This window comes from Streptomyces brasiliensis, assembly GCF_014647875.1.
Taxonomy (GTDB): domain Bacteria; phylum Actinomycetota; class Actinomycetes; order Streptomycetales; family Streptomycetaceae; genus Streptomyces; species Streptomyces brasiliensis.
On the sequence record NZ_BMQA01000040.1, the window covers coordinates 1 to 21431 of the forward strand.

At 74.2% G+C, this 21431-nt stretch carries 19 protein-coding genes; 17 read left to right on the top strand and 2 right to left on the bottom strand.

The genetic code is table 11. From position 1 onward, the window contains the following. The 7 genes from IEZ19_RS36075 to IEZ19_RS36105 form a co-directional block, all read left to right on the top strand. A partial coding sequence (locus IEZ19_RS36075) for an acyl-CoA carboxylase subunit beta (protein ID WP_308429045.1) occupies positions 1 to 883 on the top strand: 883 nt, incomplete at its 5' end. A 246-nt stretch (positions 884 to 1129) separates the two neighbouring features. Further along, on the top strand, positions 1130 to 1957 hold the full coding sequence (locus IEZ19_RS36080) for an AfsR/SARP family transcriptional regulator (protein ID WP_189315610.1): 828 nt from the start codon (positions 1130 to 1132) through the stop codon (positions 1955 to 1957). 287 nt (positions 1958 to 2244) lie between these two features. After that, positions 2245 to 2979: an acyl carrier protein gene (locus IEZ19_RS36085; protein ID WP_189315611.1), complete on the top strand. Its 735-nt coding sequence runs from the start codon at positions 2245 to 2247 to the stop codon at positions 2977 to 2979. A 21-nt stretch (positions 2980 to 3000) separates the two neighbouring features. Continuing rightward, positions 3001 to 4710 carry a beta-ketoacyl synthase N-terminal-like domain-containing protein gene (locus tag IEZ19_RS36090; RefSeq protein WP_189315612.1) on the top strand — a complete coding sequence of 570 codons (1710 nt, stop codon included), beginning with the start codon at positions 3001 to 3003 and terminating at the stop codon, positions 4708 to 4710. Then, entirely contained in the window at positions 4707 to 5534 is an 828-nt protein-coding gene (locus tag IEZ19_RS36095) for a 4'-phosphopantetheinyl transferase family protein (protein ID WP_189315613.1), read from the top strand. The genes IEZ19_RS36090 and IEZ19_RS36095 overlap by 4 nt, the downstream gene beginning before the upstream one ends. A gap of 435 nt (positions 5535 to 5969) precedes the next feature. Next, positions 5970 to 6791, top strand: coding sequence for an AfsR/SARP family transcriptional regulator (locus IEZ19_RS36100; protein ID WP_189315614.1), 822 nt, complete (start codon positions 5970 to 5972; stop codon positions 6789 to 6791). A gap of 118 nt (positions 6792 to 6909) precedes the next feature. After that, positions 6910 to 8448 (top strand): class I adenylate-forming enzyme family protein, encoded by a 1539-nt coding sequence (locus IEZ19_RS36105; RefSeq protein WP_189315615.1) that lies wholly within the window; start codon positions 6910 to 6912, stop codon positions 8446 to 8448. Positions 8449 to 9325: 877 nt separating this feature from the next. Here the strand turns inward: IEZ19_RS36105 and IEZ19_RS36110 are convergent. Beyond that, on the bottom strand, positions 9326 to 9799 hold the full coding sequence (locus IEZ19_RS36110) for a DUF1772 domain-containing protein (RefSeq protein ID WP_189315616.1): 474 nt from the start codon (positions 9797 to 9799) through the stop codon (positions 9326 to 9328). 157 nt (positions 9800 to 9956) lie between these two features. Between IEZ19_RS36110 and IEZ19_RS36115 the strand changes: the two genes are divergently transcribed. Next, complete coding sequence (locus tag IEZ19_RS36115) at positions 9957 to 11168, top strand: FAD-dependent monooxygenase (protein ID WP_189315617.1); 1212 nt, start codon at positions 9957 to 9959, stop codon at positions 11166 to 11168. A gap of 42 nt (positions 11169 to 11210) precedes the next feature. Here IEZ19_RS36115 and IEZ19_RS36120 read toward each other — a convergent pair whose 3' ends face one another. Further along, complete coding sequence (locus IEZ19_RS36120) at positions 11211 to 11789, bottom strand: TetR/AcrR family transcriptional regulator (protein WP_189315618.1); 579 nt, start codon at positions 11787 to 11789, stop codon at positions 11211 to 11213. Between the two features lie 189 nt (positions 11790 to 11978). Between IEZ19_RS36120 and fabD the strand changes: the two genes are divergently transcribed. From fabD to IEZ19_RS36165, 9 genes are all read left to right on the top strand, one after another. Next, positions 11979 to 12950 carry an ACP S-malonyltransferase gene (gene fabD, locus IEZ19_RS36125; RefSeq protein WP_189315619.1) on the top strand — a complete coding sequence of 324 codons (972 nt, stop codon included), beginning with the start codon at positions 11979 to 11981 and terminating at the stop codon, positions 12948 to 12950. 164 nt (positions 12951 to 13114) lie between these two features. Further along, entirely contained in the window at positions 13115 to 13537 is a 423-nt protein-coding gene (locus IEZ19_RS36130) for an acyl carrier protein (protein ID WP_229841224.1), read from the top strand. A gap of 148 nt (positions 13538 to 13685) precedes the next feature. Then, positions 13686 to 14453, top strand: a complete 768-nt coding sequence (locus tag IEZ19_RS36135) for an SDR family NAD(P)-dependent oxidoreductase (RefSeq protein WP_189315620.1) — start codon at positions 13686 to 13688, stop codon at positions 14451 to 14453. A 26-nt stretch (positions 14454 to 14479) separates the two neighbouring features. After that, positions 14480 to 14932, top strand: a complete 453-nt coding sequence (locus IEZ19_RS36140; protein ID WP_189315621.1) for a 3-hydroxyacyl-ACP dehydratase FabZ family protein — start codon at positions 14480 to 14482, stop codon at positions 14930 to 14932. After that, positions 14929 to 16206, top strand: coding sequence for a beta-ketoacyl-[acyl-carrier-protein] synthase family protein (locus IEZ19_RS36145; protein WP_189315622.1), 1278 nt, complete (start codon positions 14929 to 14931; stop codon positions 16204 to 16206). Before IEZ19_RS36140 ends, IEZ19_RS36145 begins: the two co-directional genes overlap by 4 nt. Next, positions 16203 to 16622: a 3-hydroxyacyl-ACP dehydratase FabZ family protein gene (locus IEZ19_RS36150; protein ID WP_189315623.1), complete on the top strand. Its 420-nt coding sequence runs from the start codon at positions 16203 to 16205 to the stop codon at positions 16620 to 16622. The genes IEZ19_RS36145 and IEZ19_RS36150 overlap by 4 nt, the downstream gene beginning before the upstream one ends. Further along, a complete protein-coding gene (locus tag IEZ19_RS36155; RefSeq protein WP_189315624.1) occupies positions 16619 to 17908 on the top strand; it encodes a beta-ketoacyl-[acyl-carrier-protein] synthase family protein in 1290 nt (429 codons plus the stop codon). Before IEZ19_RS36150 ends, IEZ19_RS36155 begins: the two co-directional genes overlap by 4 nt. 38 nt (positions 17909 to 17946) lie before the next feature. Continuing rightward, positions 17947 to 20292, top strand: coding sequence for a beta-ketoacyl-[acyl-carrier-protein] synthase family protein (locus IEZ19_RS36160; protein ID WP_189315625.1), 2346 nt, complete (start codon positions 17947 to 17949; stop codon positions 20290 to 20292). 1 nt (position 20293) lies between these two features. Further along, positions 20294 to 21403 (top strand): 3-oxoacyl-ACP synthase III family protein, encoded by a 1110-nt coding sequence (locus IEZ19_RS36165; RefSeq protein WP_189315626.1) that lies wholly within the window; start codon positions 20294 to 20296, stop codon positions 21401 to 21403. Positions 21404 to 21431: the final 28 nt, after the last annotated feature.

A 21431-nucleotide genomic window follows, 5' to 3' on the forward strand; every position in this document is an offset into this window, starting at 1 on the left:
CGGTGTCTGCCACTTCGCCTACGACGACGAGGAGACCTGCATCCACGAGGTGCGCTACCTGCTGTCGCTGCTGCCGCAGAACAACCGGGAGAACCCGCCGCACGGCGCGAGCGCCGACCCGGCGGACCGGCGCTGCGAGGCGCTGCTCGACCTGGTCCCGGCGGACGGCAACCGGCCCTACGACATGGCGAAGGTCATCGAGGAGATCGTCGACGACGGCGAGTACCTCGAGGTCCACGAGCGCTGGGCACGCAATGTGATCTGCGCGCTGGCCCGGCTCGACGGCCAGGCCGTGGGCGTCGTGGCCAACCAGCCGCAGAGCCTGGCCGGGGTGCTGGACATCGAGGCGTCGGAGAAGGCGGCCCGGTTCGTGACGATGTGCGACGCCTTCAACATCCCGATCGTGACCCTGGTGGACGTGCCCGGCTTCCTGCCCGGCGTCGGCCAGGAGCACGGCGGGATCATCCGCCGCGGCGCGAAGCTGCTGTACGCCTACTGCAACGCGAGCGTGCCGAGGATCTCGCTGATCCTGCGCAAGGCGTACGGCGGCGCCTACATCGTGATGGACTCCCAGTCCATCGGCGCCGACCTCACGTTCGCCTGGCCCACCAACGAGATCGCCGTGATGGGCGCCGAAGGCGCGGCGGGCGTCATCTTCCGGCGGCAGATCGCCGCCGCCGAGGACCCCGAGGCCACGCGCCGGCAGATGGTCGAGGAGTACAAGGCCGAGCTGATGCACCCCTACTACGCGGCCGAGCGCGGCCTGGTCGACGACGTCATCGACCCCGCCGAGACCCGCGAGGTCCTCGTCAGGTCCCTCGCGATGCTGCACACCAAGCACGCCGACCTGCCCTCCCGCAAGCACGGCAACCCCCCGCAGTGACCCGCCCGCACAGACTCACCGCCCGGTTCCCCGTCAAAAAAGGAACCGGGCGGTACTTTTTTGGGCACACGATGTGGCGGGGTGGGGGGTCTCTTCGGGGGCGATGCGGGGGCCGCGACGAGATTGCGCGTCCCGCTCCCGGCCTTGCGCTGATGTAAAGCAGCACGGCCGGTATGATATTGGCCGACTGCTTGTGCTGTTCTTGGGGTGGCCGGGGCGAGCCCGGGGGATCGTAGGGAGACGGCGTTGGACATCAACGTACTGGGGGCCCTGGCGGTGCGTGTGGGCACAGTGCCTCTCGCACCCACCGCCCCGAAGCAGCGTCAGATGCTGGCCCTGCTGGCGTTCAACGCCGACCGTGCCGTGTCCGTCGCGGAGCTGGTCGAGGAGCTGTGGGACGAGCAGCCGCCGCGCAGTGCGCGCACCACCCTGCAGACGTACGTGCTCCATCTGCGCGAGCACATCGCGCGCGCCCTCCTGAACGGCCCCACCGCGCCGCCGGACCGGGACGCGGCCGGGCGCGCCGCCAAGGACGTCCTGGTGACCCTGCCCGGCGGCTATCTGCTCGCCTCCGCCGGCGGCGACAGCGACGTGCGCCGGTTCGAGGCCCTCGCGGGGGAGGGCTACCGGGCCATGGACGCCGGCTCCTACACCGAGGCCTCCGACCGGCTGACCGAGGCGCTCGGCCTGTGGACGGGCCCGGTGCTCGCGGACGTCCAGCAGGGAGCGCTGCTGGCGCGGGAGGCCAAGCGGCTCGAGGAGAGCCGGCTGTGCGCGCTCGACCAGCGCATCGAAGCCCATCTCAACCTGGGCCGGCACCGCGAACTGCTCGCCGAACTCACCGTTCTGACCAGCCGTTACCCCACCCACGAGAACCTGCACGCCCAGTTCATGGTGGCCCTGGCCCGCTCCGGGCGGCGCAGCGAGTCCCTGCACGTCTACCGGCAGCTGCGCGCCACCCTCGTGAGGGAGCTGGGACTGGAGCCCTCGCCCCGGCTGCAGCGGCTGCAGCACTCCGTCCAGTCCTGGGCCGCCGACTCGCCCGGGGAGGAACCCGTGCTGGCCGTCGGCTGACCCGCCGCCCGCCGCCCGCCGCCCGCCGTCCGCCGCCCGCCGTCCGCCGTCCGCCGTCCGCCGTCCGCCGTCCGCCGTCCGCCGTCCGCCGTCCGCCGCCGTCCGCCGTCCGCCGGCGTTCGGTGCGGTGCCGTCTTCTCGTCCTGTCCGGTGACCTGACCGGCCCGGGCTCCCTCGCGGGAGCGAGGCCGGTGCTGCGTGGATCACCCCGGACGGCGATGTGGCCGTGGGACAGCCGCCTGCACAATGCGCAGACGCCCCCGGGAACGACCCTTGGAGACGCCACCATGACTGCTGCCGCGCCCTCACCGGGGCACCCCTTCCCGCAGGTGCCGGCCGCCGAGGTGCTCACCGGACTCACCGCGCTGCTGGCGGGCTTCGTGGCCGCCGGGGCCCCGGCCGCCGACGCCGGGCAGAGCTTCGCGCGGCTCGGTCTGGACGCCGTGCGCAGCGCCGGGTTCGTCGACGCGCTCAACACCCGCTTCGGTACGTCCGTTTCACCGGACGCCCTGGACCGGTACCCGACGCCGAAGGCGCTGGCCGGGCATCTGGCCGCCGAACTCGCCGCGGCAGCACCCGAGCCGGCGCCCGGCGCCGCGCCGGGCGACGAGCGGGCCGTCCTCGAGCGGCTGCGCGGTCAGCTGGCGCGGATCGTGGGATGCGCACCGCACGAGATCGACACCGAGGCGCCCTTCGTGCTGCTCGGCCTCGACTCCATCCTTTCCGCGCAGTTCGTGGAGGGCGTCAACCGCACATGGAAACTGCGCGAACCCGCCGGACTGCTCTACGACCACCCCGATCTCGCCTCCCTCGCCGCGTTCATCGCCGCCGGCATCGGTGCGGCCGGGGCCGCACCGGCCGGACCCGTCACACGGCCCGCACCGGCTGCCGGGGCCGGGCCCGTGACGCGGTCCGCGCCGGCCGGCGACGTCGATCTGGAGGCGCTGCTGGACGCCGTCCGCGACGACCTGCTCAGCGTCGACGAAGCGGCCGCCCTGCTCGGCACCCCCCGGCCGGCCTGAGACACGGAGCGCTCCGGGCCCATGGACAACCGGGAGATCCTCACACGGTTCAAGGACGGCACCCTGGAACGCCGCCACGCGCTGGCCCTTCTCGCCGGCACGCGCGGCATCCTGGCACCGCCCGCGACGCCATCGACGCTATCGGCACCAGCGACGCCAGCGGCACCAGCGGCACCAGCGACGCCAGCGGCACTGTCGGCGCCGGCGGGGCCCGCTCGGGCCGTCGGGCGCGGGGTGGACGCGGGGGAGCACGCCTCCGGCCCTGTGCCGCAGGCCGGGGAGTGTGCCGTCATCGGGCTGCAGGTGAGCCGGCCCGGTGCCGACGGCCCCGATGCCTTCTGGGAGGCCTGCCTGCGCGGGCACGGCAGGTACGCCGTCGCGTCCGCGCCCGCCGTGCCGGGTCCCGGCACGGCGGGCGCGGACGGCCCGGGCGAGGTGCTGTCGGCCGGCGCCCGGCAGGTCCTGGAGAGCGCCGGGTACGCCGGGGCCCGCCTCGACGCGCTGAGCGGGCCGGACGGCGCAGGCCGCAGCGTCGGCGTGTTCGCGGCCGCCGGTGCCGCCCGGCTGTCGTACCTGCTGGATCTGCGCGGGCCCAGCCAGGACGCCGGCACCGGGCCCTCCTCGTTCCTGAGCGCCGTGCATCTGGCGGTCGGTGCGCTGCGGGCCGGCGAGTGCGCGGCGGCCCTCGTCGCGGGCACCGGGCCCGGTGGCGGGCAGGGCGCGGGCGGCACGACCGCCGTCCTGCTGAGGCCGTTGGCCGCCGCGCGCGCCGCCGGTGACGTCGTGCACGCCGTCGTGGCGGGCAGCGCGGCGGGGCATCCCGGGCGCGGCACGCACCCCGGGCTGCCCGGGCGGCTGCGGCACCGGGTCCTGCACACCGCCGCGATCCCCGGGGCGCGGGCGGCCGAGGCGGAGGCGTCGTACGGCGCGGCGGGCTGGGCGGGGGCGACCGCGCTGGCCCGTGCCGTACTGGAACTGCGCCGCGGCACCCTCCTGCCCGGGCCGGACCGGCCGCGGCCCGCCGTCGGGGAGACCGCGCGCGGCTTCGCGAGCGGGCTATCGCCGCGCGCGGTCGTCGTGGGGGTGCACGAGGAGGACGCCCAGCACGTCGTCGTGGCGCTGCGGGAGGCGGAACCGGGCCCGGCGCCGCAGCCCCCCGGGCCCGGACCGGACGGCGGACGGCACCTGGTGCTGCTGTCGGCAGACACCCCGCAGCACCTGGCCGCCACCGCCGGACGGCTCGCGGCCTGGCTCGCCGCCCGCGAACGCAGCACCCCGCCCGCTGGCCCCGCCCTGGCCGCCGTCTCCCGTGAACTGAGACTGGGCCGCGCCCCGGCCGACTGCCGGCTGGCCCTGGTGGCGGACGACACCGCCCAACTCGCGCTCACACTCGAGGCGTTCGCGACCCGCACCCCGCCACCGGGCCCGCCGGACGCACTGGGCCCGCCGGATGCACTGGGCCTGGCGGGCCCCTTCGTCCCGGCGGGGCTCCCGCCGGTTCACACCGCGGATCTGCGGGGCTCGGCCGGTGAGCCGTTGCTGGCCGGGGCGCTGCCCGAGACCCGGGCCTATGTCGACGCCCTGTGGGAGGGGCGCCGCTTCGCGCAGCTGGTCCGGCTGTGGCTGGCCGGTGTCGACGTGCTGGTGGCGGGGCGGGCGCACCTCGGGCCGGTGACGGAGCTGCCCGCGGGCGCGCACGGGCCCGCGGCCGAGCGGGGAGCCGGGACGTGACGGCCGCCGGGCAGGAGCTGGACGCCCTGCGGGTCACCCTGTGGCTGTGTCCCAACGACGGGCTCAGTCCCGACAACGCCCGGCTGCTGGCCGAGCACTGGCTGGACGAGCGGGAGCGGCGCACGGCGAGGCGGTTCCTGTTCGAACGCGACCGTCTGCAGTACCTGATCGCCCACACACTGGTACGGCGCGCCCTGGCGCTGGAGGCGGGCCTGGCCGAGGCGGAGCTGGTCATCTGGCGCTCCGCACGCGGCCGGCCCTTCCTGCGGCCCACGGCCGACCTCGCCGCGCGCGGCGGGCGGGTGCTGGACTTCAACCTCTCGCACGCGGGCGGCTACAACCTCCTCGGCATCGTGCGCCAGGCCCGTATCGGCGTGGACGTCGAGCGGATCGGGGAGCGCGACGAGAACGCGATCGCCACCATCGTGCACGCGATCTCGCCCGCGGAACGGGCCTGGGTGACGCGGGCCGAGCCGGGCCCCGCGCGCGACCGGCGCGCCCTGCGGGTGTGGGTGCTGAAGGAGGCGTACTCCAAGGCGCGCGGGCTGGGCCTGGGCATCCCCTTCGACAGTTTCGTCTTCACCCTGGACGACGCGTGCGGAGTGCGGGCCTTCACGCCCCCGGCCGACGATACGGGCCGGCGCTGGCGGTTTCTGGAGCTGGAGCCGGTGGCGGGGGTGCTGGTCGCCGTGGCGGTGCCCGCCGGCGACGCCGCGGGCGCGCTCGTCCACCTCAACCACGGCTTCCCCTGGAGCCGGTCGGCGCCCGAGCGGCTCGCGCTGCCCGGGCCCGTGGGAGGAGAGGCGTACGCCGCCGTCGCGTAACGGGAATGTTTCCGCCGCGGAAAAGACGGGTGCTGTTTTCCCCCCGCTTCCGCCGGCCTTCACCGTGCCGTCTTCCGTGCGGCCCGCCACCCGGCTGCCCGTTGAATTCCGGCCGGTTGTCCAATGAGCTTGTGCGGAATTTCTCAAGGGGTCGCACGGGTATTGATCGTCATCCGGAATCTCTTCGCGAACAGTGTGCGGAGCGGTGAATTCCGCCTGGTGCGGCCGGTCTGACGAGCGGGTTCACGGTCGTCGCACGGGTGCTCTTGAACGGCTTGGATCGATGGCGCAACACCGTTCATGGGACTGTGCTCGAGAACCGCTGGAGAAATTGACTGGAGGGGGGAGAACACCGCTAGCTTGCCTTCCAGTGGAGGCACAATTTTGGCCACGTGAAGGAAAGAGACGAGGAACTCGACGAGTACGGAGGAGACCGTGAGGATTCAGGTTCTGGGTCCGTTGAGTGCCGAGGTCGACGGGGGATCCATCGTTCCGTCCGCGAGCAAGCCGAGGCAGATCCTGGCCCTGCTCGCCCTTTATCCGGGCCGTGTGATGCCCGTGCCCACCCTCATGGAGGAGATCTGGTCGACCCGGCCGCCGCAGAGCGCGCTGACCACCCTGCAGACCTACATTCTTCAGCTGCGCCGGCGCCTGGGCACCGCGATGGGGCCCGGCACGCCCGGCCGGGCGAAGGACGTCCTGGCCACCCGGCACGGCGGCTATCTGCTGCAGATCCCCGAGGACTCGGTGGACGTGCACGACTACGAGCGTCTGATCCGCGAGGGGCAGGCGGCCTTCGACGTGGGCGACAGCGAGGTCTCCGCCGCCCGTTTCAGGGCCGCGCTGGACCTGTGGCGGGGGCCGGCACTCGTGGACGTGCGGGTCGGACCGATTCTCGACATCGAGGTGCGGCGGCTGCAGGAGAGCCGGCTGGTGACCGTGGAGCGGCGCATCGATGCCGAGCTGCGGCTGGGCCGGCACGCCGAACTGATCGCCGAGCTGACCGAACTGACCGCCCGTCATCCGCAGCACGAGGGCCTGCACTCGCAGGTCATGGTCGCGCTGTACCGCTCGGGACGGCAGGCGTCGGCCCTGGAGGCCTACCGCAGACTGCGGATGCGGCTGATCGACGAACTCGGGGTCGAGCCCTCGCCGCAGCTGCAGCGGCTGCACCAGGCGATGCTGGCCGTCGACCCGCAGCTGGACGTCCTGGCGGGACCCCGGCACACCTCCACCTTCGACCTGTTCGCGGCGTGAGAGGCGACCTGCCGGGCCCGGGGCGGGACGTCGATCGCGTTTCGACGCCCTCTCGAGCCCGGCCGCCGACGGTGGGGGGAGAGACCGCGCCGCCCCGTGCCGGAGCCTGGAGTTCGCCGTGCCCCTCGTAAGACGCCTGGACAGCCCCGTGGACACCCTGCTGCGGCGCGCGGCCGCCCGCGCGCCGGGCCGGCCGGCCCTCACCACCGAGCAGGGGAGCTGGACCTTCGGGGAACTCGACCGGGAGGCCGACCGCGTCGCCCGCTGGGTGCACGGCGCCCTGCGGCGCGCGGACGCCTGCGTGGCCCTCGCCTGCACCCTGGACGCGGTCTTCCCCGCGCTGTACTTCGGCGTGCTGCGCGGCGGGCGCCCGCTGGCCCTGCTCGACCCCCAGGCGGGCTCCGCGGCCGCCCGCCGGCTGTGCGAGGCGGCGGGAGCCGAGATCGCGCTGGTGCCCCGCGCGCTGGCCGAGCGGCTCCGTGCGGAGCGGGCGCGGCTGCCGCGCCTGCACACGGTCGTCGTCACCGACGCCGGCCCCGGCGGCGAGCCGGGCGGGCGGGGCCCGGGCGCGGGGGTGTTGCCGGCCGCCGTCCTGGCCGCCGCAGGCCCCGCGCCGTTCGAGACGCCGGTGCGTGACACCGCCGCCGTGGCCTGCATCCAGCACCTCCCGCATCCCACCGGCGGGCTGCGGGAGGTGCGTGTGAGCCACCGCAACCTGCTCGCCAACGCCGCGCAGACCGCCCTCGCCCACCGCCTGGACGGCGACAGCGTCGTCGTCAACCAGCTGCGGGTCTTCCGCCCGGCCCTGCTCGGCGCGGCCGTCCACGCCCAGGCCCAGCAGGTGCTGGTGAGCGATCCGGACCCGTACACGGGGATGACCGTCAGCCGCGGCAGGCGGGCCACGCACTACTACGGCCTGTCCTCCCGCCTCGCCCGCCTGGCCGCCGGCGAACAGCCCGCCGGCCGCCTCACGGACCTGCGGGCCGTGCACTGCGGCGGCGGCGGCGTCCTGGAACCCTTTGCCGCCCGCCGGCTGGAAAGGGCCCTGCGGGTTCCCGTGCTGCAGGACCACGGCATCGGCGAACTGGGCGCGCTCTCCCACGTCCAGGAGCGCGGGGCGCGTCCCGAACGGGGCGCGGTGGGCGTGCCGCTGCCCGGGACCGAGTGCCGTGTGGTCGACTTCGGCACGCGCGCGCCCGCGCCCGTGTTCGGCGAGGGAGAGGTGGAGCTGCGCGGGCCGCAGATACCGGCGGGCCGCGCCGACGGCTGGCTGGCGACGGGCGACGCGGGCTATCTCGACCTGGACGGCCGGCTGCACGTGGTGCGCCGGGCGGGCTTTCCGTTCGCCAGCGGCGACGCCCTCGTTGCGCCCGGCGTCGTGGAGTGGGTGCTGCTCCAGGATCCCCGGGTGGCGGACTGCACCGTCGCCGACGTCCCCGATCCCCTCCACGGCTCAGCGGTGTGGGCGGGCGTCGTCCTGCGCGGGAGGGCCCGCCGCGTCCCCGGCGTCCTCGCCGCCGTCACGGCCCACGCCAACGCCCGCCTGGGCCCCGGCGAACAGATACGGCGCCTGGACGAACTCGGCACCATTCCCCGCGACCTTGCGGGCCGGACGGAGCGCCGCCTGCTGATACGCCAGTACCTGACGGCTGCGTGAACGGGGCCGCGGCGGCCCGCCGCGGCCCCGTTCCGCTCCCGGTCCTTGACGCCGCTTCCCCGGACACCACTCGGGCGTGCGCGCCGGTGACGGCGGGCTTCGGCGAAGGGCACCGTGCCGGCCGCCGCGCGGGCACGGACGAGTCCCACCGGCGGCCGGTCCTTCCCGGCCTGCCGGCCGGGCGCCCGCTCGTGCCGGCCCGTCACGCCGTAACAGCCGGATCCTCGCTGCGCGGGGGCCGCGTGTCGTCCTGCTGTCTGGGCCAGCCGATGTCGTCGTCGCAGCGGGGGTCTTGGGCCGTCCCGGCCGGATGGGGGGCGGTGCGGTGCGGGCGCTTCCTTTCGCCGGGGGACGGCGTGGGCGTCCCCGATGCCAAGGGCGCGCTCACTCGCGGCCTCATCATCGACTCCCTGGAAGCGGACGGGCAGGAACCGGCCCCGGACAGGAGCCGGTCAGTTCGAGATCCTGCCGGGGTCCGCTGGAGAATCGCTGGAAGAAGGCACGAGAACCGCACGAAGTGCCTTTGCGGGGGCGGAAATCTGGAATGCGTCTCGAATTCTGCCGGACCGTCACGAAGCCGGGTTGACCCCGCAGGGCGCGGCTCGCGAACCTCGATTCCGGGAATTTCCGAGAAGGAGGAACTGCCGTGGCCAGCAACAAGAAGAACGTGCCGGGCGGCGAGTGGGACGCCGTCGCCGACGACGTCCCCGCGGACCTGGACGCGGAGGAGGTCCTCGGCAACATCGCCCTGCAGTAGGGCGCACGCCCGCACCGCGGACGGGCACAGAAGGAGCGGACCTGCAAGGAAGGAGGGGTCCACCCCACCGGGTGGACCCCTCCTTCCGGGCTCGCCGCGCCGCCCCGGCCGCCGCCGTGCTCAACCGGTCGCGAGCGCCACGCACATCCCGCCCAGCGCCAGGGCCTGCAGGGCCACCCGGGCGTTGATGACGCTGTCCCAGGTCCGCTGCAGGGCGCGGGCCTCGGGCGCGGTGCGGCACTCCAGCGCCGCACCGGTCAGCTCCTTGTTCACCGGGGCACTGACCTTGTTGTAGAGGGCCAGCCACACGACCAGGGACACGGCCGCGATGCCCGCGGCCACGGCCGGCACCGCCTTGCCGTCGACGGCGGCGACGGCGACGGTGGCGACGGTGGCGACCAGGCCGAACACCCCCGGGATTGGCATCCGCCGGTCCCCGAAGCGGTGGGTCTGGCCCATGGCGCTGGTGAGCACCACGTCGTCGACGTGGGCCATGGCGGGGCGCTGCACCAGGGCCGAGAAGACATCGGTTCCGTAGACCACCGCGTTGGCCATGGTGGCCACCACGGCCAGCGTTTGCAGGAGCGCTTCCATCACAACCACCTTCGTGGATCCCCGACATATCAATGCTAGATACTGTGCCGATGCTATATTAGCTGATGCTAGAAATGCTAGCTTTGACAACAGCGTGGTTCTGTCGGGGACTTCGCACCGGATCTGCGTCCGGACCCAGCCACGAGGAGACCTGGAGATGGCCATAGGACGTGCCCGTCGCATACTCATCGCCGGCGGAGGGATCGGCGGTCTGTCCGCCGCTCTCGCGCTGCAGCGCAGGGGGTTCGAGACCGTCGTGTTCGAACGGGCCGACTCGCTGCGCGACGGCGGTGCCGGCCTGCACATCTGGACCAACGGCGTGCTCGCGCTGGACTGTCTGGGGGTGGCCGGGCGGGTCCTTGAGGTCGCGCCCGTCCAGCACGTCGCGCACTTCACCACCTGGCGCGGCGAGGTGCTGGGCGCCTGGCCGGTCGGTGACTTCATCGAGCGCTACGGCGCCCCCACCATCGCCGTCGAGCGTTCCGTCCTGCACGGCGTGCTGCGCGAGGCCCTGGACGGCTCGCCCCTGCGCACCGGCGCCGAGGTGGTGTCCTTCGACCAGGACGCGGACGGTGTGACGGTCCGTTTCGCCGACGGCTCCAGCGAGCGCGGCGACCTGCTGATCGGGGCGGACGGCATCCACGGCGCCGTGCGCGACCACCTGTTCGGTCCGGCCCGCAACCGTTTCAGCGGCTACATCGCCTGGCGCGGGCGGGCGCCGATGGAGCACGCCGACATCCCGCCGGGCACCTTCAACGCGGTCTTCGGGCCGGGCACCCGGTTCACGTACTACGACGTCGCGCCCGGCCTCGTGCACTGGATGAGCGTCGCCAACGGGGCGCCCGGCGGCCGTGACGGGGCCGGGGCGCGGGCGATGCTGCTGCGCCGGCACGAGGGGTGGGCCGGGCCGGTGGCCGACATCCTGCGGGCCACCCCCGAGGAGTGGATCCTGCGCGGTGACGTCGAGGGCCGCAAGCCCGAGCGGGCGTGGGGACGCGGGCGGGTCACGCTGCTCGGGGACGCCGCGCACCCCATCACCTTCAACATCGGGCAGGGCGCCTGCCAGGCGCTGGAGGACGCCCTGGTGCTCGCCGAGTACCTCGACCAGCCGGGCGATGCCGTCGCCGCGCTGCGCCGCTACGAGGCCGAGCGGCGGGCGCGCACCGCGCCGCTGCAGAAGATCGCCTGGCGGATCGGGAAGATGGGCGCGCTGCAGAACCCGCTGCTGATCAGGGTGCGGGAGTCCTTCATGCGCAAGAACTGGAACACCAAGGCGTTCCGGGCGGCGGAGCAGGGCCAGGTCGCCTACGGCGCCCGCTGGGCCCGGCCCGCCCACCGCCCCGCGGCGGCCCCCGCCACGGCGGACTGAGCGCACCGCCCGGGGACGGCCGCAGATGCGCGGGCCGTGGCGTCAGTCGTGCCGCGGCCGGTGCGTCGCCGCCGCGCCGATCGACGGGTCCAGGCCGGCCCAGACGCGGTGGCCGGGCGGAAAGCCCAGCGCGAGAAGGACGTTGACCAGGATGCCGCGCGACATGAACCAGGCGGTGTCACCGGCGCCGGTGCCCAGGGCGAGGCGGACCTCCTGCCACAGCTGCTGCCACTGGGCGCGGACCGTCTCGCCGAACTCGTGGTCGCCGGCCGCCTCCGCGCCCGCCACCGCGGCATACACCTGCATCTGCATCAGCAGCCGCTGGGGCTCGCTGAGGATGACCCGCGTGTAGGCGATGGCCATCGCGCGCCGGGCCTGTTCGCCCTCGAGCCCCTCGGCCGCCGCCACCAGCGTGTGTGCGATCTCGGCCACGCAGCGCGTGGCCGCCGCGAGGAACAGCGCCCGCTTGCCGGGAAACAGCCGGAACAGATACGGCTGCGAGACTCCCGCGCGGCGCGCGATGTCCTGCGTCGAGGTGCCCACGTACCCCCGGGACGCGAACTCGATGATCGCCGCGCCCACCACGGCCGTGCGCCGGTCGTCCGCGCTCATCCTCGGCATGGCACCACGCTCGCCGCACGGTGCCCCGCCCGTCAAGGAACTGCCTGCGGCCGGCCGGCCGGCCCCCTTTCTTTTCGAGACACATTCGAGGAATGCGCCAGAGCGGGGTGCGAGATTCGCGGGGTCGAGAACCGCTCGGCGACGGCTCGATGATCCACGCCCCGACAATTCAGTGAGGTAGGCACGGGGATGAGCGACAACCAATTCACGATGTTTCCCGGACAGGGATCGCAACGCGCGGGCATGGCCTCGCATCTGCTGCGCGAGCATCCCCGGACGGCGGGACGTGTGCTGGAGCAGGCCCAGGAGGCGAGCGGCCTTCCGCTGAGCGACCTGTGCACCACGGCCGCGGACGGTGAGCTGGCGCCCACCGAGATCGCCCAGCCCGCCATCGTCGCGACCAGCCTCGCCACGTACCAGGTGCTGCACCGGGAAGCGGGCTTCGTCCCGGCCGCGGTGGCCGGTCACAGCCTCGGCGAGTACACGGCCCTGGTCGTCGCCGGTGTCCTCGACGCCGACGACGCGCTGCGCCTGGTGCGCCGCCGCGGTGAGCTGATGGCCGGCGTCTCGCGCCGCGTCGCGGGGGCGATGGCCGCCGTCATCGGCCTGCCGCCCGCGCAGATCGAGGAGATCTGCGCGGCCACCGCCGGCGCGGGCGTGGTGGAGGTCGCCAACTACAACGAGGCGGGCCAGACGGTGATCTCCGGTCAGCGCGCCGCCGTCGAGGAGGCGGTACGGCTGGCCGGCGCGGCCGGCGCGGAACGCACCGTGCCGCTGAAGGTCTCCGCGCCCTTCCACTGCTCCCTCATGCACGTCATCGAGGACGAGTTCGCCGCCGAACTGGAGCAGGTCGCCTTCGGCGAGCCGGCGCTGCCGGTGTTCAGTTCCGTGACCGGTGCCCGGGTGCGCGACGGCGCGCACGCCCGCGATCTGCTGCGGCGTCAGCTCGCCGGCCCGGTGCGCTGGGTGGACGTGCTGGACGCCGCCGCCGCGTTCGGCGCCGACGGCTATCTCGAGGTCGGCCCGGGCCGGGTGCTCAGCGGCTTCGCCAAACGGACCGTGCCCGATGCCCGGGTGCGCTCCACCAACGACGCGCGCCGCATCACCACGCTCCTGCGCGACCTGCGCCAGGACGCAGCCGCTCCCGCGGCCGCCGCATAGGCCGCCCCCCGGGGGCCGCCGGCGCCCCGGCCGCGCCGTCCCCGTCCCCGTCCCTGTCCCCGTCCGTCCCTGTCCGCTTCCGACTCCGACCTCCCGACCCTCCGCGTGCGAGGGGCGCACCGAGCCCTTTGGCACGTATCTCACCACCCGAAAGGCAGCCCACGGTGTCCGAAACCCTGATTCCCACGACGACCGACCACCTGTCCGCGGTGCAGGCGGCCGTCGCCGACGCCCTCGGCATCGACGCGTCCGAGGCCGTGCCCGAGGCGACCTTGCTGGGCGAGCTCGGCGCGGAGTCGATCGACCTGCTCGACATCCTCTTCCGCCTGGAGCGCGCCACCAAGGTGAAGATCACCATCTCCGACATCGCCGACCTGCTCCAGGGCGGCATCCCGGACGAGGAGTTCGGCGACGAGAACGAGGTCGTCAACGACCGCGGCCTGACCCACCTGGAGAGCGTCCTGCCGCAGTTCGACCGCAGCCGGCTCGACGAGCCGCTGACCGCCGAGGGCGTGCTGGGCCTGTTCACCGTCCAGAACCTCACCGACCTGCTGACCGAGCGGGCCCAGGCCGCCGCCTCCGCCTGAGCGGTTTTTGTGTCGTCCGCGGCCGGTGTCCGGGTCAATGGCGCCCCGGGCACCGGCCGCGGAGCCCCGGCACCCCGCCCGCCCTGCCCCGGGCCCGTCCCGGCGGCAGCCAGGCCGCCCACCTCGCAAGCGAAACGGGAAGAGAGAGATGAAGCTGAAGGACCGTACCGCCTTGGTCACCGGCGCCTCCCGCGGCATAGGCCGGGCCATCGCCCTGGCCCTGGCCGAACAGGGGGCGGCCGTCGCAGTGAACTACCGCTCGCGCCGGGAGGAGGCGCTGGCGGTGGTCAAGGAGATCGAAGCGGCGGGCGGCCGGGCCGTCGCGGTCGGCGCCGACGTCTCCGACCCCCAGCAGGCCAAGCGCCTGGCCGAGGAGGCCACCGCCGGACTGGGCTCGCTGAACATCCTGGTCAACAACGCCGGCATCAGCGACGACGGGCTGATCTACGACGCGGCGCCCAACGCCTGGTGGAACGTCATGAAGGTCAACTTCGGCGGCGCCTACCACACCACGCACGCCGTCATGGACCAGTTCATGGCGCAGGGCGAGGCGTCCATCGTCAACATCTCCTCCGCCATGGGCGAGCGCGGCTGGATCGGCCAGTCCAACTACTCGGCCTCCAAGGGCGCGCTGAACTCCTTCACCCGCTGCGCGGCGATCGAACTCGCCCGCTTCGGGGTGCGGGTCAACGCGGTGCTGGCCGGCTTCACGCCGACCGAGCTGGTCGAGGAGGTCTTCCAGCGCGACGGCGGCAAGAGCATCAAGCGGCAGATCCCGCTGCGCCGGTTCGCCACGGTCGAACAGGTGGCCGCCGCCGCGGTGTTCCTGGCCGGCCCCGACTCCGGCTACACCACCGGCGAACTGCTCACCGTCGACGGCGGCTTCTCCGCCCAGCTCGGCATCGGCCGCCCGTAGGGCCGGGGACGGGAGACGACACGACGATGCGATTCCATCTGATCGACCGGATCGAGACGCTCACCCCGCGCGAGACCATCACCGCGCGCAAGGTCACCTCGGTCGACGAAACCTACTGGCAGGCCACCCCGAACGGCCCGGTCCTGCCCTTCGGCCTCGCGCTGGAGGCCCTCTGTCAGGCGGCGACCTGGCTGATCATGATCAGCACCGATCACCGGCTGCGTGCGGCGCTGCTCGCGGTCGGCGAGGCCACCGCCCACCGGGACGTGGCCCCCGGAGAGGTGCTCAGCATGCACGCCACGATCGAGTCGATGACCGGCGAGGCCGCCATCCTGGACGGCACCGTCACGGCCGGCGGCGAGCGCGTCCTGGAGGCCACCGGCATCCTGTGCGCGCTCATCGACGCCGAACGGCTCGACGACCCCGACCACACCAGGCGCATGGCGCACCAGCTGCAGGGCGGAGGGCCGGTGGGATGAAACGCGCAGTGATCACCGCGGTGGGGGCGGTCACCCCGCTCGGCAACGACGCCGAGACGACCTGGCAGGGCCTGGCCACCGGACGAGGCGGAGTGGGCCGGCTGACCACCTTCGACGCCGAAGGCTTCCCGGTGCGCATCGCCGCGCAGGTCAAGGACTTCGACGCGGCCAGGGCCATCCCGAAGCACATCGGGCGCAAACACCTCTCGCGCGTCGGCCAGTTCGGCGTCGCGGCCGCCTGGGAGGCGGTACGCAAGGCCGGCCTCGACACCCTTGCCGAGGACGTGTACGGCGCCGGCGAGCGCGGGGTCGCCATGGGCGCCAGCGTCGGGCGGCCCGAACTGCAGGTGCTGCTGGACATCGGCCACCTGCGCGCCGGCACCGGCAATCCGGACGCGTTCATCTGCCGCCCGCCGGCCGTGACCCTGACGGACGACCAGAACGTGCCGCTCGCCGCCATGGCGCGGATGCTCGGCGCCACCGGCCCGATGATGGGCATCTCCACCGCCTGCTCGGGCTCCGGGCACGCCATCGGCGAGGCCTTCCGCGCCATCCAGGAGGGCGACGCCAAGGTCATGCTGGCCGGCGGCTACGACTCCCTGACCACCTGGCTCGACCTGCTCGGCTTCAGCCTCCTGGGCGCCCTGACCGACCGGCACAACGACGACCCCGCCCACGCCTCGCGGCCCTTCGACGCCGACCGCACCGGGTTCGTGGTCGGCGAGGGCGCCGTCGCCGTCGTACTCGAGGAGCGGGAGGCCGCCCTCGAGCGCGGCGCCACCGTCCTCGCCGAGGTCCTCGGCTACGGCTCCACGCTCAACGCCTGGCGCATCACCGACTCGCCGCCGGACGGCTCCGGCGCGATCCAGGCGATGGAGGGCGCCCTGCTGGATGCGGGCCTGGGCACCGACGCCATCCAGCTCGTGGTCGCGCACGGCACCAGCACCCACGGCAACGACCAGTCGGAGACGGTCGCCATCAAGAAGGTGTTCGGCACGGACGCGCACAAGCTGGTGGTCACCGCCCCCAAGTCCATGGCCGGGCACCTGACGTCGGCCAGCCTCGGCCTCGGCGTGCTGGCCGCGATCGGCGCCATGCGCCACTCGCTGGTGCCGCCCACCGTCAACCTGGAGCGCACCGCGCCCGGCCTCGACCTCGACTACGTGCCGCACACCGCCCGCCAGATGCCGGTGGGCGCGGCCCTGATCAACGCGTTCGCCTTCGGCGGCAGCAACACCAGCATCGTCATCGGTGCGCCGCGGGAGGACGCATGAGTACGACCCGGACGGCCACGGGCGCCGTGGCCGGCGCCTTCGACCGGATCGTGGAACTCGAGCCGGGCCGCCGGGCCGTGGCCGTGCGCAACATCCCCCACACCCTCCCGTGCTTCGACCACCACTTCCCGCGCTTCCCCGTCCTTCCCGGGGTGCTGCTCCTGGAGAGCATGGCGGCCCTGGCGAAGGCCGCCGCCGGAGGCGAGCGGGCCTGGCGCCTGGCATCCGTGCGGGGCGTGCGCTTCAAGCACTTCGTCGGCCCCGGGGACCAGGTGCACCTCACCGCCGAGGTGACAGGAGGCAACCGGCACACGACCGAGGTACGGGCCACCGCCCGGGTCGGGGACCGGGTGGTCGCCACCGCTCGCGCCCTGGCACTGGCCCTCGCCGACGAGCCCTGGGAGGGCACAGCATGAGCGACGACAGGCGACGCGTGATGGTGACCGGCATCGGCCTGATGACCGCGATCGGCCAGGGCGCCGCACCGACGTGGGAGAACCTGCTCGAGGGCCGCATCGGCATCGGCCCGCTGCGCGCCTACGACCCGGCACCCCTGAACACGCGCATCGGCGCCGAGATCCACGACTTCGACCCGACCCGGTGGGCGAAGCGGCGCACCCTGCGCATGCTGTGCCGCGGCGACCAACTGGCCCTGGCCGGGGCCGTCCTGGCGCTGCGCGACGCCGGCCTGGAGGACGCGGGCGACCTCGGTCACCGCACGGGCCTGTTCCTCGGCAGCAACAAGGAAATGCCCCGCATGGACGAGCTGATCTCCCAGCTGCAGTCCGTGCGCTGCCCGGACGGCACCCCGGACCTGCACAAGCTGGGCCGGACCGCCTCCTCGGTGATCGCCCCGCTGTTCTTCGTCGAGGGCCTGCAGCCCGCGGCCGGCTTCCACATCTCCGAGAAGTTCGGCATCCGCGGCGCCAACGCCTACTTCGCCGGCACCGCCGACTCCGGCGCGATGGCGATCGGCCGGGCGATGCGCACCGTGCGCCGCGGCGAGGCCGACGTGGTCGTGGCCGGCGGCTACGACGACGCCACCGGCTGGTGGGCGATGTCCAAGATGGACGGCATCGGCGTGCTCAGCGACCGTACCGACCTGGGCAAGGAGGCCTTCCGGCCGTTCGACCGCGACCGCAGCGGCTCCGTCTTCGGCGAGGGCGCCGCCTTCCTCATCCTCGAGGAGCGGGAGCACGCCCTGGCCCGCGGCGCCCGCTGCTACGCGGAGGTCACCGGCTTCGGCTCCGGCAACGACTGCGTCCGCCCGCCCAGCCCGCAGCCCCGCGCCCGCGGCCTGTCCCGGGCCATCAGCCGCGCCCTGACCGACGCGGGCGCCACCTTCCCCGACGGCAGCTACATCGCCGCCCACGGCTGCGCCACCCGCCAGGGTGACGCCAGCGAGACCGTCGCCCTGCACGACGCGCTCGGTACGGCCGCCAAGGCCGCGCAGATCAGCAGCGTCAAGCCGCAGACCGGGCACCTGGTCGGCGGCGCCGGGGCGCTGAACGCCGCCGTGGCCGCGCTGAGCCTCGACTCCGGTGTCGTACCCGCCACCCAGAACCTCCACCACCCCGCCGAGGAGTGCGACCTGGACTACGTCCCGCTCACTGCGCGCGAGACCCGGCCCGGCCATGCGCTGGCCCTCGCCCGCGGCCTGGAGGGCCAGGCGGTGGCCATCGCCCTGGAGCGGACCTCATGACGGACATACCCGAGGACACATCCGAAAGGAGCGCGGACATGAGCCACGGCGAGCACGGCAGCACCTCGCCGGATCGCGGCGCTCGCTCCCGGCGGGTCGTGGTCTGCGGTGTGGGCGCGGTGACCGCCCACGGCGACGGCGCCACGGCACTGTGGGAGGGCATACGGTCGGGCGAGGCGGCCATCACCCCGGTACGCGGACTGCCCATGGAGGGCTACGCCACCGGGATCGGCGGCGAGGTCCGCACCCGACGCCGTCCCGGCTACGACTATCTGGCCGCCTTCGGCGGCCGCGAACGCGAACCGGCCGTCGACTTCGCCCTGCTGGCGGCCGAGGAGGCACTGAACCAGGCGGGCCTGACCCAGGTGCCCGCCGAACGCTGGGGCGTGGCCCTCGGCTCCTGCATGGGCGGTCTGCGCAGCGCCGAGAAACTGGCCCGGCGCGCCGGCGAGGACACCACGTACGACGACGACGGCCGGCACAACCTGCTCGTGCTGCCGCAGGCCATCGCCGAGGCGGTCAGCAGCGCCTTCGGGCTCAGGGGACCGTCGCTGTCGGTCAACACGGCCTGCGCCTCCGGCGCCCACGCCATCGCGCACGCCAGCGAGTCGATCAGCGCCGGGCGGGTCGACGCGATGCTGGTCGGCGGCACCGACGCCTTCACGGAGACGGCGTTCGCCGGGTTCACCAGCCTCCAGTCGCTGTCCACCAGGCCCGCCGCGCCCTACTCCAAGGACCGCGACGGCCTCTCGCTCGGCGAGGGCGCGGGGATGCTGGTCCTGGCGGAGGAGTCGGCGGCCCGCGCGGCCGGCGCCCCGATCCTCGCCGAGGTGCTGGGCTACGGGCTGTCCGCCGACGGCTACCACGCCACCGCCCCGCACCCCAAGGGCGAGGGCGCGGCCCGCGCCATCCGCTCCGCGCTCGAGGCGGCCGGCATCGGCCCGCAGGACATCGCCTACATCAACGGCCACGGCACCGGCACGCCCAAGAACGACTCGGCCGAGAGCAACGCGGTGCGCGCCGCGCTCGGCGAGGCCGCCGGCAGGACCGCGCTGAGCAGCTCCAAGTCCATGATCGGGCACCTGCTCGGGGCGGCCGGCGCGGTGGAGGCCATCATCACCGTGCAGGCGCTGGTCGAGCAGACCGCCCCGCCCACCGCCAACTTCACCGAACGGGACCCCAAGTGCGGCCTGGACGCGGTGCCCGTCGCCCGCGCGATGGACATCGGCACGGCGCTGTCGAACAACTTCGCGTTCGCCGGCGCCAACGCGTGCGTCGCCTTCGGACGGCCCGGCCAGGAGCGCCCCGCCCCCGCCCCGCAGCCCGCCGACAAGGTCGTGATCACCGGGTACGCCGCCGTCACCGCGGCCGGCGAGGGCGCCGAGCCGCTGTGGCAGGCCTGGCGCGACGGGCGGGTCCTGGGCGCCGAGGAGGACGGACTGCGCATCGCCCGCGCCGAGTTCGACCCGAAGTCGATCCCGCCGCGTGAGCGGCGCCGGATGGACCGGCTCGGCCGGCTCGCCGTGGCCACCTGCGCCGGCGCGCTGGAGCACGCCGCTCTCACCGCCGACGAGGGCGTCGGCGTGGTCCTCGGCACCGGGCTGGGCCCGATGCGCAGCATCGAGGAGTTCCTGCTGCCGGTACTGGCCGGCTGCCCCGACCACGGCAGCCCGGCGATCTTCCCGAACACCGTCTACAACGCCGCCGCCGGCCAGGTCGCCATGAACGTCGGCGCCAAGGGCCCCACCTCGACGGTCACCACCGGCCACGCGGCCGGCGCCTCGGCCCTGACCGTCGCCCACGACCTGCTGCTGCGCCGCCGTGCGCAGGCGGTGCTGGTGCCCGCGGTCGAGGACCTCTCACCGGGGGCACTCGAGGCCTACCGCAAGCTGCCGCTGTTCGACGACGCCGACTACACCCTCGCCGAGGGCGGGATCACCCTGGTCCTGGAGCGCGAGTCGACGGCCCGGGCCCGCGGGGCGCGCATCCTGGCCGAGTTCGCCGGGCACGGCACGGCCTGCGACGCGCAGGGCGTCGGCCGCTGGGACCCGCAGGGCTCGGGGGTGGAGCGGGCCATGCGCCAGGCCCTCGAGCAGGCCGGCCTCCAGGCCGGGGACCTGGCCGGGATCTGGGCCAACGCGGCCGGCCTGAAGCGGGCCGACGCCCCCGAGGCGCTGGCCTGCGACCGGCTGGCCGCCCGGACGGCCGTGCACACGCCCAAGCGGATCGTCGGCGAACCGGTCGGCGCGGGCGCCCAGCTCGCCGCCCTGCTCGCGGTCACCGGCTGGCAGCACGGCCTCGACGCCGGGCCCGTGCTCATCAACAGCTCCTCGCTCGGGGGCACCCACATCAGCCTCGTCCTGCGTCCCGCTACGGAGAAGTGACATGTCCTGCCATCCCGACCGCCACGTGTCGATCCTCGCCACCGGCGCCCATCTGCCGGGCGACCCGCTCGACAACGACGACCTGGCCCGGGTGACCGGGCCGCTGCCCGACGACGTCCTGGAGGGCATCCAGGTCAAGCGCCGGCACTGGATGGTGGACCCGGCAACCGGTGAACACCGCACCTCCACCTCGCAGATGGCCACCGCCGCGGCCCGCCAGGCCCTTGAGCGGGCCGGTGTCGAGGCCGACGAGATCGACCTGATCGTGGTGTCCACGGCCAGCCCCGACCACCTGCTGCCGGTCGCCGGCACCTACGTCCAGGAGCAGCTGGGCCTCGAGAGCGTCGCGGTGATCGAGGTCCGGGCCGGCTGCGTGGGCGCCGTCCAGGCCCTGGACATCGCGCGCCGCCAGCTCGCCGACGGCACGTACCGGACCGCACTGGTGATCGGCGTGGAGGCGGTCTCCCCGCTGCTCGCCCCCATCTTCCTGGGCCTCGACCCGCACCGCGTGCGGATGCGCGACCGGCTCACCGTCTACACCTTCGGCGACGGCGCCGGCGCCGTGGTGCTGCGCGCCGGCGAGGAGGGCTCGGCGCACGAGGCGAGCCGGCAGGTGTTCGCCACCGCCTCCATGGGCGGCAGGCGCAAGCCCGGCATGCTCATCGTCGGCGGCGGCACCGATGCCCCGCTGGCCGAGCAGCAGCGCCGCAAGCGGCTGATGGACATCAAGCTGGACATCCCCGGCACCGCGTCGTTCGGCCCCCGGGTCTTCGTGCGGGGCATCCACGACATGCTGGAGCGCTCCGGGCTCAGCCTCGCGGACATCGACGCGTGCGTGCTGCCCGAGGGCAACGCCGAGTACTTCGCCGGCGAGTACGGCACGGCCGGGCTGTCGCAGCAGGACCAGGCGATCCTCAGCAAGAACATCGTGGAGAACCTGACCGACGTGGGCGCCACCGGCTCCGCCGCGGTGCCGCTGGCGCTGGACGCCGGCTGGAGCGAGGGCCGTGTCCGGCCCGGCCACACCGTGCTGCTGCTGGCCATCGAGGCCAGCCGCTACCTGTACGCGGGGCTCACCTTCACCTGGGAAGCGCCCTGCCCCGGAAAGTAACAGACCGTCATATCCCGTACCCCCTGCG